This is a genomic window from Avibacterium avium (assembly GCF_900454535.1).
Taxonomy (GTDB): domain Bacteria; phylum Pseudomonadota; class Gammaproteobacteria; order Enterobacterales; family Pasteurellaceae; genus Avibacterium; species Avibacterium avium.
This window is the reverse complement of sequence record NZ_UGSP01000001.1, coordinates 345,424-361,334: the sequence shown is the minus strand read 5'-3', so window position 1 is coordinate 361,334 and position 15,911 is coordinate 345,424. Positions and strand designations below refer to the sequence as shown.

At 41.9% G+C, this 15,911-nt stretch carries 13 protein-coding genes; 5 read left to right on the top strand and 8 right to left on the bottom strand.

Annotated features, from left to right (window positions below; translation table 11 throughout):
* Positions 1 to 46: 46 nt before the first annotated feature.
* A complete protein-coding gene (locus tag DYC50_RS01760) occupies positions 47 to 265 on the bottom strand; it encodes a cell division protein ZapB (protein ID WP_103854316.1) in 219 nt (72 codons plus the stop codon).
* A gap of 155 nt (positions 266 to 420) precedes the next feature.
* Between DYC50_RS01760 and glpX the strand changes: the two genes are divergently transcribed.
* Together glpX and gyrB are read left to right on the top strand one after the other, a co-directional pair.
* Positions 421 to 1,434, top strand: coding sequence for a class II fructose-bisphosphatase (glpX, locus tag DYC50_RS01755; protein WP_103855677.1), 1,014 nt, complete (start codon positions 421 to 423; stop codon positions 1,432 to 1,434).
* A gap of 222 nt (positions 1,435 to 1,656) precedes the next feature.
* Complete coding sequence (gene gyrB, locus DYC50_RS01750) at positions 1,657 to 4,089, top strand: DNA topoisomerase (ATP-hydrolyzing) subunit B (RefSeq protein ID WP_115248758.1); 2,433 nt, start codon at positions 1,657 to 1,659, stop codon at positions 4,087 to 4,089.
* A 107-nt stretch (positions 4,090 to 4,196) separates the two neighbouring features.
* On the opposite strand, the gene DYC50_RS01745 is transcribed toward gyrB, so the two are convergent.
* From DYC50_RS01745 to DYC50_RS01725, 5 genes are all read right to left on the bottom strand, one after another.
* Positions 4,197 to 6,035, bottom strand: a complete 1,839-nt coding sequence (locus tag DYC50_RS01745; protein ID WP_115248757.1) for an ABC transporter ATP-binding protein — start codon at positions 6,033 to 6,035, stop codon at positions 4,197 to 4,199.
* A gap of 164 nt (positions 6,036 to 6,199) precedes the next feature.
* Entirely contained in the window at positions 6,200 to 6,583 is a 384-nt protein-coding gene (locus DYC50_RS01740) for a hypothetical protein (protein WP_115248756.1), read from the bottom strand.
* A gap of 85 nt (positions 6,584 to 6,668) precedes the next feature.
* Entirely contained in the window at positions 6,669 to 7,499 is an 831-nt protein-coding gene (manZ, locus tag DYC50_RS01735; RefSeq protein WP_103855754.1) for a PTS mannose transporter subunit IID, read from the bottom strand.
* 15 nt (positions 7,500 to 7,514) lie between these two features.
* A complete protein-coding gene (locus tag DYC50_RS01730) occupies positions 7,515 to 8,312 on the bottom strand; it encodes a PTS mannose/fructose/sorbose transporter subunit IIC (RefSeq protein ID WP_035686175.1) in 798 nt (265 codons plus the stop codon).
* A gap of 16 nt (positions 8,313 to 8,328) precedes the next feature.
* The gene (locus DYC50_RS01725) at positions 8,329 to 9,303 is read right to left on the bottom strand and encodes a mannose/fructose/sorbose PTS transporter subunit IIB (RefSeq protein WP_115248755.1); all 975 of its coding nucleotides are present in this window, start codon (positions 9,301 to 9,303) and stop codon (positions 8,329 to 8,331) included.
* 239 nt (positions 9,304 to 9,542) lie between these two features.
* On the opposite strand from DYC50_RS01725, the gene DYC50_RS01720 reads away from it, so the two are divergent.
* Positions 9,543 to 10,328 carry a Cof-type HAD-IIB family hydrolase gene (locus DYC50_RS01720; protein ID WP_115248754.1) on the top strand — a complete coding sequence of 262 codons (786 nt, stop codon included), beginning with the start codon at positions 9,543 to 9,545 and terminating at the stop codon, positions 10,326 to 10,328.
* 95 nt (positions 10,329 to 10,423) lie between these two features.
* Here the strand turns inward: DYC50_RS01720 and ilvC are convergent, their stop codons facing one another.
* On the bottom strand, positions 10,424 to 11,905 hold the full coding sequence (gene ilvC, locus DYC50_RS01715) for a ketol-acid reductoisomerase (protein ID WP_103854342.1): 1,482 nt from the start codon (positions 11,903 to 11,905) through the stop codon (positions 10,424 to 10,426).
* A 366-nt stretch (positions 11,906 to 12,271) separates the two neighbouring features.
* Between ilvC and ilvY the strand changes: the two genes are divergently transcribed.
* Both ilvY and rarD read left to right on the top strand, forming a co-directional pair.
* A complete protein-coding gene (gene ilvY, locus DYC50_RS01710; RefSeq protein ID WP_115248753.1) occupies positions 12,272 to 13,150 on the top strand; it encodes an HTH-type transcriptional activator IlvY in 879 nt (292 codons plus the stop codon).
* A 35-nt stretch (positions 13,151 to 13,185) separates the two neighbouring features.
* Positions 13,186 to 14,064, top strand: a complete 879-nt coding sequence (rarD, locus tag DYC50_RS01705) for an EamA family transporter RarD (protein WP_115248752.1) — start codon at positions 13,186 to 13,188, stop codon at positions 14,062 to 14,064.
* 47 nt (positions 14,065 to 14,111) lie between these two features.
* On the opposite strand, the gene DYC50_RS01700 is transcribed toward rarD, so the two are convergent.
* Positions 14,112 to 15,911 carry an alpha/beta hydrolase gene (locus tag DYC50_RS01700; RefSeq protein WP_115248751.1) on the bottom strand — a complete coding sequence of 600 codons (1,800 nt, stop codon included), beginning with the start codon at positions 15,909 to 15,911 and terminating at the stop codon, positions 14,112 to 14,114.

Here is a 15,911-nt window from a genome sequence, read left to right as displayed (position 1 = left end):
AATAAGGCTTAGATAATCACCTAAGCCTTTATTTTTATTCTGAAAATTAAACGTTATCAATACGACCTAACAAAGAGCGTAAACGTTCTTGCCAGTTTTGATGTTCGCTCTTAAGCTGTTCATTCTCATTGCGTAATGATTCATTTTGTTGTTGCGCTTGGCTATTTTTTTCTTTTAATTCTTCAACTTCTAATTGAAGTAATTCAATGGTTTCAACCGCTTGTTTAATTTTGGCTTCAAGTTGGTCTAAAATTTCTAACGACATAGTGGATTCCTTTTAAAAAATGGTTAATGAACATAGATGTGTGCTTATTCTACCTGAGTTTATTGATTTCGCAAAAAATTTTATCTTTTTATAACGCAATCGTTTGCGAAAGTGATAGAATACGCCGATTTTTAAACAACCAAAGGATCAAAAAAATGAATAGAGCATTAGCCATTGAATTTTCTCGAGTTACTGAAGCCGCGGCACTTGCTGGTTTTGCTTGGTTGGGGCGTGGAGATAAAAATGCTGCCGATGATGCGGCGGTACAAGCGATGCGATTGATGTTAAATCAAATTGAAATGCGTGGCGAAGTGGTGATTGGTGAAGGCGAAATTGATGAAGCGCCAATGCTCTATATTGGAGAAAAAATTGGTACAGGGGCTGGCGAAGAAGTATCTATTGCTGTTGATCCCATTGAAGGCACAAGAATGACCGCAATGGGGCAACCGAATGCTCTTTCCGTGTTAGCCGCAGGGGGAAAAGACACCTTTTTACGCGCGCCTGATATGTATATGGAAAAATTGGTGGTTGGCCCTGAAGCCAAAGGAATGATCGACCTAAACTTACCGCTGGAACAAAACTTGCGCCGTGTGGCATCAAAAATGGGGAAATTGCTTTCTCAATTAACAGTGATCACCTTAGATAAACCGCGCCACGCGGAAGTGATCAAAAAAATGCAGCAGCTAGGCGTGAAAGTCTTAGCCATTCCCGATGGCGATGTGGCAGCGTCAATTTTATGTTGTTTGCCTGACGGTGGCGCAGATATGCTCTATGGTATTGGCGGTGCGCCTGAAGGGGTGGTGGCTGCCGCAGCCATTCGTGCTTTAGGGGGCGAAATGCAGGCGCGTTTAATTCCACGTCATCAAGTCAAAGGCAGCTCGCCAGAAAATCAATCCATTGCCGCTGATGAAATCCGCCGATGCCAAGAAATGGGCATTGAAGTGAACCAAGTGCTGAAATTAGAAGATTTAGTGCGTGATGATAACCTTGTTTTCTCCGCCACAGGAATCACTAATGGCGATTTACTCAAAGGTATTCACCGCCGTGGCAATCTTGCTACCACAGAAACTTTGCTCATTCGTGGCCGTTCACGCACTATTCGCCGTATTCAATCGGTACATTATTTAGACAGAAAAGACACCGCACTTTATCGTTTAATTGATGCTTAACTGAATTTTTAGTTGCTTTATTCCCATCTAGGCGGAAATTTTCCGCCTAATGGGTTTTTAACGCCAATTACCGCAGATCAAAGTGCGGTGCTTTTTTTCATTATTTTTCAATTTGTTATTTCTTTTCCCATAGCCCATTTGAGATTTTTGCGAAATTAGCCAAAAGCGCAAAAATTTGCTATAATCCGCCCAATTTTTTATCAATAAAAACAGAGAATTGTTATGTCGAATAATGTCCCAGAAAATTATGGTGCAAGTAGTATCAAAGTATTAAAAGGCCTTGATGCAGTGCGTAAACGCCCCGGTATGTACATTGGTGATACCGATGACGGAACAGGGTTACATCATATGGTTTTTGAAGTGGTGGATAACGCCATTGACGAAGCGCTTGCAGGTTATTGCTCGGACATTAACGTGATTATTCATTCTGATAATTCCGTTTCAGTGCAAGATGACGGGCGTGGTATTCCCGTGGACATTCACCCTGAAGAAGGGGTTTCTGCGGCGGAAGTGATTATGACCGTATTGCACGCGGGCGGTAAATTTGATGATAACTCTTATAAAGTGTCTGGTGGTTTGCACGGTGTAGGCGTGTCGGTGGTGAATGCCTTATCTGATAAATTACAGCTCACCATTCGCCGTCAAGGCCACGTTCACGAACAATTTTATAATTTAGGTGATCCGCAAGCGCCATTAACCATTATTGGCGAAACTAGCCAAACGGGAACCACCGTGCGTTTTTGGCCAAGCCCAAGCATTTTCACCAATATTGAATTTGAATACGATATTTTAGCAAAACGTCTGCGTGAGCTTTCTTTCCTGAACTCTGGCGTATCCATTAATTTAATTGATGAACGCACAGACAAACGCGATCACTTCCATTATGAAGGCGGTATTCAAGCATTTGTGGAATATCTCAACAAAAACAAAAATCCTATTCATCAAAAACCGTTCTATTTTTCTACTGAACGTGATGGCATTGGTATTGAAGTGGCGTTGCAATGGAATGAAGGCTATCAATCTGAGAATATTCATTGCTTCACTAACAATATTCCACAACGTGATGGAGGAACGCACTTAGCGGGCTTCCGCGCTGCCTTAACGCGTACCTTAAATGCTTATATGGAAAAATCAGGGCTGAATAAAAAAGGCAAGAACGATAAAGTAGAAACTTCAGGTGATGATGCGCGTGAAGGGTTGGTGGCGATTATTTCCGTGAAAGTGCCAGATCCAAAATTCTCATCACAAACCAAAGATAAATTGGTTTCTTCTGAAGTGAAAGGTGCGGTGGAATCGGCAATGAATGAGCGTTTGCAAGAATATTTGGAAGAAAATCCAAATGACGCCAAAATGATTGCGAGCAAAATCATTGATGCCGCACGCGCTCGTGAAGCAGCGCGCAAAGCCCGTGAAATGACACGCCGTAAAGGGGCGTTAGATATTGCTGGGCTTCCAGGTAAATTAGCCGACTGCCAAGAGCGCGATCCTGCGTTATCTGAACTCTACCTTGTGGAGGGGGATTCTGCGGGCGGTTCAGCCAAACAAGGGCGTAACCGTAAAAACCAAGCCATTTTGCCATTAAAAGGGAAAATCCTAAACGTAGAAAAAGCTCGTTTTGACAAAATGCTTTCTTCGCAAGAAGTTGGCACATTAATCACCGCACTTGGCTGCGGCATTGGACGTGATGAATATAACCCAGATAAATTGCGTTATCACAGCATTATCATTATGACCGATGCGGACGTGGACGGCGCGCACATTAGCACCTTATTGCTCACTTTCTTCTATCGTCAAATGCCAGAACTGATCGAGCGTGGACATATTTATATTGCACAACCACCGCTTTATAAAGTGAAAAAAGGTAAACACGAAGAATATATCAAAGACGATGAAGCAATGGCGCAATATGAGCTTAACTTGGCTTTAGACGGCGCCGCGCTTTATACCACAAAAGATGCGCCACCAATGAGCGGTGTCGCCTTGGAAAAATTGGTGGCTGAATATAACGGCGTGCAAAAAATGATCGCACGTTTAAGTCGCCATTATCCTGAAGCAGTGTTGAAAACCTTGATTTATCAACCTGAATTAACCACCGAACTGATGCAAAATGAAAGTGCGGTGGAATCTTGGGCAAAATCTTTGGTGGAAACCTTAACAGAAAAAGAAAGTAGCGGTAATCATTACAGCTATAAATTGCATTTCAACAGCGAACGCCATTTGCACGAAGTGGTACTCACCGTGCGTACTCACGGTGTGGATACGGAATATGTACTCGGCTTCCAATTTGCCAACGGCAATGATTATGCGCGCATTGTGAAATTAGGTTCACAATTAAACGGCTTACTTGAGCCTGATGCTTATGTCGCGCGTGGCGAACGCCAGCACCCAGTGAGTTCCTTTGAGCAAGCGGTGGAATGGCTAGTGAAAGAATCGCGCCGTGGTTTAATGGTTCAACGTTATAAAGGGTTAGGTGAAATGAACCCAGAGCAGCTTTGGGAAACTACCATGGATCCTGAAACCCGCACAATGCTACAAGTTACCATCAAAGATGCGGTGGCAGCAGATCAGCTCTTCACCACCCTAATGGGCGATGAAGTCGAACCACGCCGTGAATTTATTGAATCTAATGCGCTTTATGCAAATTTAGATATTTAATCAATTAATTATAAAATAAAAAACCACTCGCTATAGTTGAGTGGTTTTTTTCACAGCTTTTTATGAAAAATAAAGGCTCAATGAATATTGAGCCTTATGTTTATTTATTATTCTTCACTTAAAAAGCCACCGCTTTGGTGGTGCCAGAGTTTGGCGTAAAGTCCATTTTGGGCGAGCAATTCGTTGTGCGTGCCTTGTTCTACGATATGACCTTTATCTAACACGATTAAGCGATCCATTGCGGCAATAGTGGAAAGACGGTGGGCGATAGCAATCACGGTTTTGCCTTCCATCATTTTATCGAGGCTTTCTTGAATCGCCACTTCCACTTCAGAATCCAGCGCGCTGGTGGCTTCATCTAACAACAGAATTGGGGCATCTTTTAGCATTACGCGGGCAATGGCGATACGCTGACGTTGTCCGCCTGAAAGTTTCACACCACGTTCACCAACGTGAGCATCATAGCCTGTTCGGCCTTCTGAGTCGCTCAAATAAGGAATAAATTCTGATGCTTCGGCACGCTGTGCAGCGGAGATCATTTCTTCATCGCTGGCAGTTGGGCGGCCGTAAATAATGTTTTCACGCACGGAACGGTGCAGCAATGAGGTATCTTGCGTCACTAAGCCAATTTGGCTGCGTAAACTTTCTTGCGTAACATCGCACACGTTTTGTCCGTCAATGGTGATGTCGCCGTGATTCGCTTCGTAAAAACGTAATAGCAAGTTTACAATGGTGGATTTCCCCGCCCCTGAACGACCGATCAAGCCTACTTTTTCCCCCGGTTTAATAGTGAGGTTAAAATGGCTTAACAACGGTTTTTGTGGATTATAAGAAAAACTCACGTCATTAAAACGAATTTCCCCTTTGCTCACTTTTAATGGCAAGGCTTGCGGTTTATCCACAATAGTATGGGGTTTGGTAAGGGTGGTCATTCCGTCATTTACCGTGCCGATATTTTCAAATAAACGTGCGGATTCCCACATAATCCAACGGGAAATAAAATTCACCCGTAATGCCATTGCAATGGCGGTAGCAATTGCCCCTACACCAACGCTGCCTTGCTTCCATAGCACAATGCCAAGGATTGCTGTGCTGAGTGTTAAGGTGATGTTAGTGGCGTAAGTGATGGTATCTAAAGAGGTCGCCAAACGCATTTGGGCGTGTACGGTAACCATAAATTCTTCCATTGAACGCTTGGCGTAACTGGCTTCTCTTGAACCGTGGGAAAATAATTTCACGGTGGCGATATTGGCATAAGAATCGGTAACTCGCCCCGTCATTAAAGAACGCGCATCTGCTTGGCGTTCTGCTGTTTTGGCTAATTTTGGAATGATAATGCGTAAAATCGTGATAAACGCCACAATCCACAAGGCAAAAGGTAGCAAGAACCACGGATCTAACGCGGCAAGCACAATGCCTGAAGTGATGAAATACACCACCACATACACCATAATATCCGCAATGGTCAGCACGGTATCACGCACTGCAAGAGCAGTTTGCATAACTTTCGCCGACACGCGTCCAGCAAATTCATCTTGATAAAAACTTAGGCTTTGTCCCAGCATTAAACGGTGGAAATTCCAACGCAAGCGCATTGGAAACACCCCTTGCAAGGTTTGCAAACGCACCGCAGACGCCGTGAATGACCAAAATATGCTGAACACTAGCAAAGCTGCCATCGCCAAAAGCCAATGGCCTTTTTCTTGCCATAAGGTGGCTGGCGTGTACTTGCCAAGCCAATCCACCACGATCCCCATAAACTGGAACAACACGGCCTCCATCACACCCGTTCCCACGGTGAGCAACGCAAGTAGCAAAATCCAGCCACGCATTCCTTCCATATTCGACCAAATAAAACGGATTAAACCTTTTTCGGGCGTTTTCGGTGATTGCTCTGGATAGGCATTTAGGCGGCTTTCAAACCATTCAAAAATTTTATTAAACATTGTTTTTCCTAGTGGTATATAAGCAAGGTATGCCTTGCCTTAACCTTAAAATGACCATATAAAAATGGGGCGATCTTAACGTATCTACTAACAAAAAAACAATGTTTTCTCAAAGTGTTTTTGAATAAGAGAGGTATTTTATCGATAATTTTTTCAAAAAGTGTTTAATTTGGGGCTTTTTTTAACTGTTCAACCGCATATTGATTAAGTTTGTGTAATTCTTGCTTTCCTTTTTCCGATAATACTTTATTGTCTTGTAAAATTTGGCTCGAACGAGCAACAATAAATTCTAAATAGGTTTTATTGCCCAGTTTTTCAAATTGTTCTTTGGCAAAATACATATCGGAAAAATCTTTATTAATTTGTGAAAGTAATAATTTTTGTCCGACTAATATCATTAAGGCGATCACAAGAGCTATCACCGTGCCGTAGCCTTTGGTTGGGTAGTAGGCAATTCCGCCAATAATAAAAAGTGCGGTGATTAATTTGGAACTATTTTTTAAATAGCTTTCATTTTCTGGTGGGTTAATTAGATCTTTTAACTTCATTAAACATTCCTTTTTATTATCATTGTGAATTTGTTTACTATAATAAAAAAGGCGGTTTTTAATACCGCCCTTTAGTAAATTTTAGTTAGGCTAAAATACCGAAATAGTATCCCACAATGCCCACACCAAACAAGGCAAAAATAATGTACATTGCGTTGATTTTTTTCTGCAATAAATACATACACAAGAAGGTTAAACCTAACGCAGCAAGGCCCGGAAGCAGTTCATTTAAGACGCTTTGCACTGTCGTTACCACTTCTTGCCCTTGCGAATTGACATAGCGCGAGAGTTCAAGTGGAATATTGATGGTTGTCCATTTGGATACCAGCGCCCCCATTACAAATAAACCCAAAATAGATGCCCCTTGGGTGAGTTTTTGTAAGCGACCACCGCCCATATCTTGCACAATTTCCGTTCCTTTCGCATAACCATAATGGAAACCATACCAACGGGTTAAGGCACGGAAAATATTAATGCCGATAAAGAATAACAATGGCCCTAATAGGCTTCCGCTAATGGCTAAACCAGCCCCTAAAGCGGCGAGCACAGGACGTAATGTTCCCCAGAAAATAGGATCACCCACGCCAGCTAATGGCCCCATTAGCCCCACTTTGACGCCACTAATCGCAGCATCATCAATGTCTGTCGCGCCGTTAGCACGCTCCTGCTCCATTGCCGCTGTAACACCAATAATTGACGAAGCAACCCAAGGTTGCGTATTAAAAAATTCAAGGTGGCGTTTTAACGCATCGGCTTGATCTTCTTTTTTGCTATATAAGCGCTTGATTGCAGGGATCATTGATACACAAAAACCCATTGCTTGCATACGCTCAAAGTTAAATGAGCCTAATAAAAATGTCGAACGCCAGTAAGTGCTACGAATATCCGCTTTAGTTAATTGTTTTTTCTCTGACATAATCAATTCCTTCTCTTATAGACCTTCAAGTTCATCATCGGCAAGTTCTTTTTTCGCACTTGCTGCAGGCAGGGTTGCCTGATTAAAACGTGGGTTTAATTGAATATAAATTAATGCTAAACAAGCCCCTAATAAACCTAAGCCAACAAGGTTATAGTTAGAGAATGAGGCAATCACGAAGCCCACGAAGAAGAACGGCATTAATGCACCAGCACGCATCATATTAATCACCATTGCATAACCCACAACTACGATGAAGCCCCCTGCAATTTGTAAGCCACGGGTTACCACTTCAGGAATCGCATTTAAAGCTGTGGTTACGGTATCTGTGCCTGCCACTAATGCCACGAAGAAAGTTGGAATAGCTACCCTTAACGCTTGTAAGGCTAAGCCTGAAAAATGGCACAATTCAATACCTCTGAAATTCGCCTGTTTAGCAAAATCATCGGCTTTATGTTGTAAGAAAATCGTGAGGGTTCGCACAAAAATGGTTAGCACCTGCCCTGCCGCTGCCACAGGAATGGCGATAGCGATCGCTGTGCCTTTATCTTGCCCACCTTTGATCACCAAAATAGCTGCGATCACCGAGGCTAAGGCTGCATCAGGCGCCATTGCCGCCCCAACGTTCATCCAGCCAAGCGCAAGCATTTCAAGCGTACCGCCAATAATAACGCCAGAAGTAATATCACCTAGCACTAAACCAATCAGCGTACAAGCCACTAGTGGACGGTGAGTTTGTCTTTCATCTAACACGCTCCCCATACCGCAAATCGCGGCAACAAGGGTAACGAGGATAATTTCCATAGTCGTCATAAATAAGTCCTCTTAATTAGAATTTTAATGCGTCAAGTTTTTGTTTGGTTAATGGTTCTTTCGGGCTGCTTGCCACTTGTTGTAAGCTCAAATCAACCCCTAAATCTAATAATTTACGGAACGCTTCCACATCTTGTTGGTTTACGGTAACCGCTTGTGAAAGCTGTTGATTGCCTTCTTTATAAGTCATACCGCCCACATTCACTTTATCCACTTTCACGCCCCCTTCAATTAGGCGAACAATATCTGTTGGATTGGTTACCAGCCACAGAATATTCTTCCCTGCGTATTTCGGATTGTGGTAAACCTTAATGGCTTTTTCTACGGGGATCACATAGGATTTCAAATGTTCTGGCGCAACTTGCAAGAGTAAATCACGGCGGATGGGATCTTCAGACACTTCATCACTCACCGCAAAAATCGCTTCGCACTTCACCGCTTTTGCCCAAGAGGTCGCTACCTGACCGTGGATTAAACGGCTATCAATGCGTAATAAAGAAATATTCATATTGCCAGTAAGTGCGGTGCTTTTTTCTGAAGTTTTTGCCGTTTCTGAAGTGGCAGCCTGAGCAGGCGCTGCCTGTTTTGTTGTGGTTTTCTCAGGCTGGAACGAACGCACTGCCGCCACGCCCACTTCTTTTGCTGTACTCACTAATTCCGCGAGAGAAGCGCCGCCTTTCGCGTCTAACACTTCAAGCAACATTGGCAAATTCACGCCAGTTACAATATCCGTATTTTCTCCACGCATTGTGGCAACACGGCTTGCTGCGTTATAAGGGCTACCACCAAATAAATCTACCAAAAATAAAACGGGTTCATTCTCTGATAATTGGGCAATAATTGCCTGATATTTCTCGACTAAATGCTCACCACCCTCACCCGGTAAAAAGGTTACAACGTGGGTATTTTCATCTTCGCCGTAAACCATTGCCGCTGAATTTACCAGTTCTTCTGAAAATTTACCGTGCGTTGCAACAATAATATGGGTCATATAACCTCCAAATTTATTTGAAAAAACGTTTCAGCAAAATAAGTAAAGCAATGCAACCGATTGCAAATACCCAGAGAGTGTAATCCTAATTTTTGGCAGATTAAACGTCTTTTTGTTGAAAATATGATCTGTGTCACAAAAAGAAACGAAGAAAAGAGAAGCTATTTACATAACCTTTACTTTTTACTGAGGGATTTTTAGAATGAAAACGCAATTTGGCTCGAAAAGGAGTAAAGACAATGGCATACAAAATGGTTTTCTCAGATATGGACGGCACCTTGCTAAATAGCCAACATCAAATTAGTCCTGCAACGGCACAAGCCATACAACGCATTATGCAGCAAGGCATTCCTTTTATTCCTGTTTCTGCGCGTCCCCCTTATGCCATTTTGCCTTATATGGAACAACTTCATAATGAAAATGAAATTGTCTGCTACAGCGGAGCATTAATTTTAGACAAAAATCTCACCGCACTTTATTCCATCACCTTAGAAAATACGCTTTTGCCTCAACTGGAACAGATCTTAGCCCAGCACCCTACGCTTTCAGTGAGTTATTATTCTCATCTTGATTGGTTTACCACAGATTTAGACAGCCATTGGATTAAGCAAGAAAGCGACATCACAGGGCTAAAAGCAAAAGAAAAACCGCAACATTTAAGCAACGTACACAAAATTTTATTAATGGGAGAAGCGACACAGATTGAGCAAATTGAGCCTTTGCTCAAACAACAATTTCCACAGCTTTCTATTCACCGTTCCAAAAAAGAATATTTAGAAATAATGAATAAAGCATCGACCAAAGCCAATGCCATTCAATTTATGGCACAGCGAGCTGCCGTAGATAAAGCAGACATCATTGCTTTTGGCGATAATTTTAATGATCTCGATATGTTGCAATATGTGGGCTTAGGCATTGCAATGGGCAATTCACCAGAGGAAATTAAACGCATTGCCAAACAAATCACTGCGAGCAATGATGAAGACGGCATTGCATTAAGTTTGGAGACATTTTTCCCATTATAAAATAAAGGAATTTATAAAAAAACCACCGCACTTTACCTTTTATTTGAAAGAAAAAAAGCCAGCATAACTGCTGGCTTTCTATTTAAAACAAGTGATTAACCTTGTGAAGAAATGCGTTTCATATCTGTCATATAACCACGCAATTCTTGACCGATTAGCTCAATTGGGTGGTTGCGGATTGCGTCATTCACATCGCGTAAAGTGATGTTGTCGATTTCCACCGTTGGTGTTGGTTCACCTAAATCACCGCGTTGTAAATGTTGCATTACGGTTTTGGCTAAAATTGGGGTTGCTACATTAGCGAATAAATAGTTACCGTATTCCGCCGTGTCTGAAATCACCACGTTCATTTCGTATAAGCGTTTACGCGCAATGGTGTTAGCGATTAATGGTAATTCGTGTAAGGATTCATAATAAGCAGATTCTTCAAAGATACCTGCTGAAACCATTGTATCGAACGCCAATTCCACGCCAGCTTTTACCATTGCCACCATTAATACGCCGTTATCAAAATATTCTTGTTCGCTGATTTTGATTCCGTCCGCTTTTGGTGCATTTTCAAAGCCAGTTTTGCCGGTTTCTTCACGCCATTTTAATAGGTTTGCATCGCCGTTTGCCCAGTCTTCCATCATCACACGAGAAAACTCGCCGCTGATAATGTCGTCCATATGTTTTTTGAATAAGAAATCTAATTCTTGCTTAATTTCTTCCGCAAGCTCAAAGGCACGCAATTTCGCACTGTTAGATAAGCGATCCATCATTAAAGTAATACCGCCTTGTTTAAGCGCTTCGGTGATGGTTTCCCAACCGTATTGCACTAATTTTCCTGCATAAGCAGGATCTTTGCCGTCTGCCACTAATTTGTCATAGCAAAGGATTGAACCTGCTTGCAACATTCCACAAAGAATGGTTTGCTCACCCATTAAGTCAGATTTTACTTCTGCCACGAATGAAGACTCTAACACGCCGGCACGGTGTCCACCTGTGGCTGCCGCCCAAGCCTTAGCAATCGCCATACCTTCGCCTTTCGGGTCATTTTCAGGGTGAACTGCGATAAGCGTTGGCACACCAAAACCACGTTTATATTCTTCACGCACTTCTGTACCTGGGCATTTTGGCGCAACCATCACAACGGTAATATCAGGACGAATTTGCTCACCCACTTCCACAATGTTCAAACCGTGTGAATAACCCAATGCCGCGCCTTCTTTCATTAAACCCATTACATCAGCAATCACTTTGCTGTGCTGCTTATCAGGGGTGAGATTAATCACTAAATCCGCAGTTGGGATTAATTCTTGATAAGTCCCCACTTTAAAGCCATTTTCAGTGGCACGTTGGAAAGAAGCACGTTTTTCTGCAATGGCTTCAGGGCGTAGCGCATAGCTGATGTCTAAGCCTGAATCACGCATATTCAAACCTTGGTTTAACCCCTGCGCACCACAACCTACGATGACAATTTTTTTGCCTTTTAAGAAATTCGCTTCATCAGAAAACTCTTCACGATCCATAAAACGACAGCGACCTAATTGGTCTAACTGTTGGCGTAAATTTAATGTATTGAAATAATTAGCCATTTTTTTTATCCTTTTGGTTAAGTTGGTTTACAAAATAATCAATGACAGATTATACCTTTCTAAAGATTGCGTAAATTGATATTATTGGAACTTAATATTGCAGTTTTTGCAATATGCCGTTAATAAATTAATGTTGTTTATCATTCCCCGTGTAAATTGCCTGAGCAAAAATAAAATTTTTAGAAAAGTAACGCCTGAACGCAGCGTAGCGAGTATGGGCTTACTTTTCGTTAAGAAAATTTTATTGGTGCGAAGAACAGCAATTTAGTCGGGGTTCCTTTTTCTTTGCTTACTTTCTTTTGGGAAAGCAAAAGAAAGTAAGTCGCCAACGGCGAAATCCGTTATTCATATAAAAGGAAAAAACCAATGGAATTCCAAGATCTCAAACTCTTCATCGACCTAGCAGAAAACAAAAATTTCGCTAAAACTGCGGGGCAGCATTATATGTCGCCTTCCACCCTTTCACGGCAAATTAAACGGCTTGAAGAAGAACTGGGTGAGCCGTTGTTATTGCGTGATAACCGCAAGGTTTCACTCACCCCAGCTGGCGAACTATTTTTGCAATTTGCTTATCCACAATGGCAACAATGGTTATCTTTAAAACAGCAATTTCGTTCTAATCAGCAGGAACTACAAGGGGAGCTACGCCTGTTTTGCTCGGTAACGGCGGCTTATAGTCATTTGCCACAAATGTTAGAAAAATTCCGCTTGCGTTATCCTAAAGTGGAAATTCAGCTCACAACAGGCGATCCTGCGATGGCGTTGGAGATGATTCAAAGCCAGCAAGTGGATTTGGCTCTTGCAGGGCGGCCAGCGCACTTACCGCAAAATGTGATGTTTCATCATATTGATGATATAACCCTTTCTCTTATCGCCCCACGCGTTGCCTGTGCGACCACACAATTATTGCAACAAACCCCCATTGATTGGCAAAAAATCCCCTTTATTTTGCCGGTGGAAGGACCTGCTCGACAGCGGATTGATCAGTGGTTTCAACAGAAAAAAATCAAACACCCGAAAATTTATGCCACCGTATCAGGACACGAAGGGATCGTGTCAATGGTTGCACTTGGTTGCGGTGTGGCGTTATTGCCTGATATTGTGATCCAAAATAGCCCGCTTAATTTACAGGTTTCCACCTTAGAGATCGATATTCCCGTACAGCCATTCGATTTAGGGATTTGTGTACAAAAGAACTTACTAAATTTGCCCTTAGTTCGTGCATTTTGGCAAATGTTGGGGTAAAGTGCGGTAAGAATTTGGTGAATTTTAGGTGGATTATGGTAAAAGGTATCGGTTTTTCTCTTTTAGCCTCAATGTTGTTTGGCTATATTTATTATTTTTCCACATTATTATTGCCATTAAGTGGCGAAGATATTTTTGGCTATCGTGTTGTTTTTACTGCACCTTTTGTGATTGCTGCGGTATTTATTTTCCGCCAAAAATATATGCTGATCGCTCACCTAAAACGCATCAAATCGCAGCCTTGGTTACTGCTGGTTTTTCTATTTAACGGCAGCATTATGGGCTTCCAAATGTGGCTTTTTTTATGGGCGCCAAACAACGGCGGCGCATTGAGCGTTTCCCTTGGTTATTTGCTGCTACCCCTCGTTTTAGTGGCAGCAGGGCGGATTTTTTTCAAAGAAAGCATTTCCCCACTGAAATTTCTTGCCATCATCATCGCCGCCATTGGCATCGCCTTTAACATTAGCACAAAGGGCGGGCTTTCTTGGGAAAGCATTGCTGTTTGCACCTACGCCGTTTATTTTATGGTTCGCAAATGGTTCGGCTTTAACGACATCACCAGTTTTGCCATTGAAATGGTATTGACCTTGCCCGTGTGTATCTATTTCGCCGCGCAAGTAAACATTGCAGAAGTGCGGTTGGTTAATCCGAATATTTTATCGTTATTATTTCTGCTCGGCTTACTCAGCGGCATAGCCTTTAATGCTTACATCGTTGCCAGCAGCCTATTGCCTATCAACGTGCTAGGATTACTCGGCTACGCTGAACCCATAATGATGCTCGCTGTTTCGCTATTCATCGGAGAAAATATTGACGCCGAAAATTACCCGCTCTTTTTATCTTTAATGGTTGGTATGGGGTTAATTATCGTTGATGGGTTGTTGGCGATGAGAAGAAAACAAAGAATAGATTAATTGAAATAGGTGCGTAAATCGATTACGCACCATATTTTATTATTGTTTTAAGCTAAAAAACGTCCTATCACCTGCCCGCCAACTAAAATCCACGCCATTAGCATTGAAGTAAAGAACACGCCAAGATAAATGTATCCTGTTTTGAGATAGCACCAATGGTTGATAACAATGAATACAATAAATTGTGGAATAATCACGGCGAGCATCATCATCCAGCGTCCACCAAACTGCGGTAAACCAATCACGTCAAATCCCGGCCCAATTTGCATAAAATCAGGAATGAAGTGGAATAACCATAAAATAAATAAACCGCTGACGGCAAAAATAACGGTTTTTATCGACCAACGCATTAATGTGGCAGAAAATGTTTTCTGTAATGGTTGCTTCATTTGCACACCAATGATTAATCCATTGAAAGCAAAGAAAAAGAGCAAAATCGGTAACCAATAAACGATAAATAGTTCCGCTCTTTCAAGGGTGAGTGGTTTTAAAAGCGGCCATAGGAAACGTAATTCTACGCCTAACCAAGCGTGTACAAGGCAAGTTAAAATATAAAGATAACCTACGGCAATGGTGCTTAACAATAACGCGCGTAGCACCAATGATTTCAAACTGATACTTGCGTGATTAAGAACACCAAATTCTTGTAATGAAACGGTTGGATTGGCTTTTTTCCATAATACAAAAAAGAGCAAATTTATTACCGCACTGACTAAAAGCCAACTAATAATACCATTTCCCATTTCAAGGGGCATAAACTCAAGTTTTGCGGCAATAGGTTCATTGGCGCCGCCCCATTGAGTAAAAATAGGATAAAGTAACATTGTGAGTACAATATTAATTCCAGCAAAGATCCACCATTTTCTAGTAGATAGCGCAGTTTTCTCAGAAATTTGCTGAGTGATCGCAGAAAAATATGGACGTTTTAATAATCCATTTATTAAAAATAGCGCAGAAAGAATGGCACTAAATAATGCGATCAAGCCTGAAAACTCTTTATACCAATAGGTTTGATCATTAGGATCAAGCCAATCTTGATCTTTTACCCCATTTTGTAAGGCTTGATTAAACCACAGGATCGCTTCTTTATTACTCTGTTCAGCAATCATTACACCAAGATGCGTGCCATCAACTAATGCTGCACGTCTTGCCGTTCCGTTATCAAAGGAACCATAAGTCTGATTCCATTGTAAGGTCGCATTTTCAGGCAAAGAAAAGGCTTTTAAACGAGCGGGGTGATTGACAAGATCTTTGACGGGAAACGTTTTCTCACGGTAACCGCCAATTTCCTCATATAAACCTTGTGTAAGCAAATAATTATGTAACGCTGGATCACCACCATTACTACTTAATCCGTTTACGGCTTTATGATCAGGATTTAATTTTGCCACACGAATCGCATTTAATGCGCCTGTAGAATGTCCAAAAATACCAAGTCGATCTTTATCAACAAAGGGTAAGGTTTTTAAATATTGGTAACCATTGTTTGCACCGCTAATGGTTTTATTGGAAGCGGGTAATTTGGTGGAATAACCGTGTCCAAAATGATCGATGGCGAGTACAACAAATCCACGTTTGGCTAACTCTAACGCCCCGAAGGTATTGGTGGCTTCCTTATCACTCTGATAACCGTGTAAGGCTAATAATGCCGGTTTTGGTGTTTGAGCAGTAGCAGATATGGGACGGTACAGTTTTGCGACCATCGGTTGTTTTTCTTCTGTGGGAATCGTGATTGTTTGTACATCAATACGCCCAAAATCACGCTCAATTTGAAAGCCCACATAAGAAGCCAATACGGTAATGACAAGAAATATCAAAGCAATGATATAGCTGGTTTTGGAGTTCAT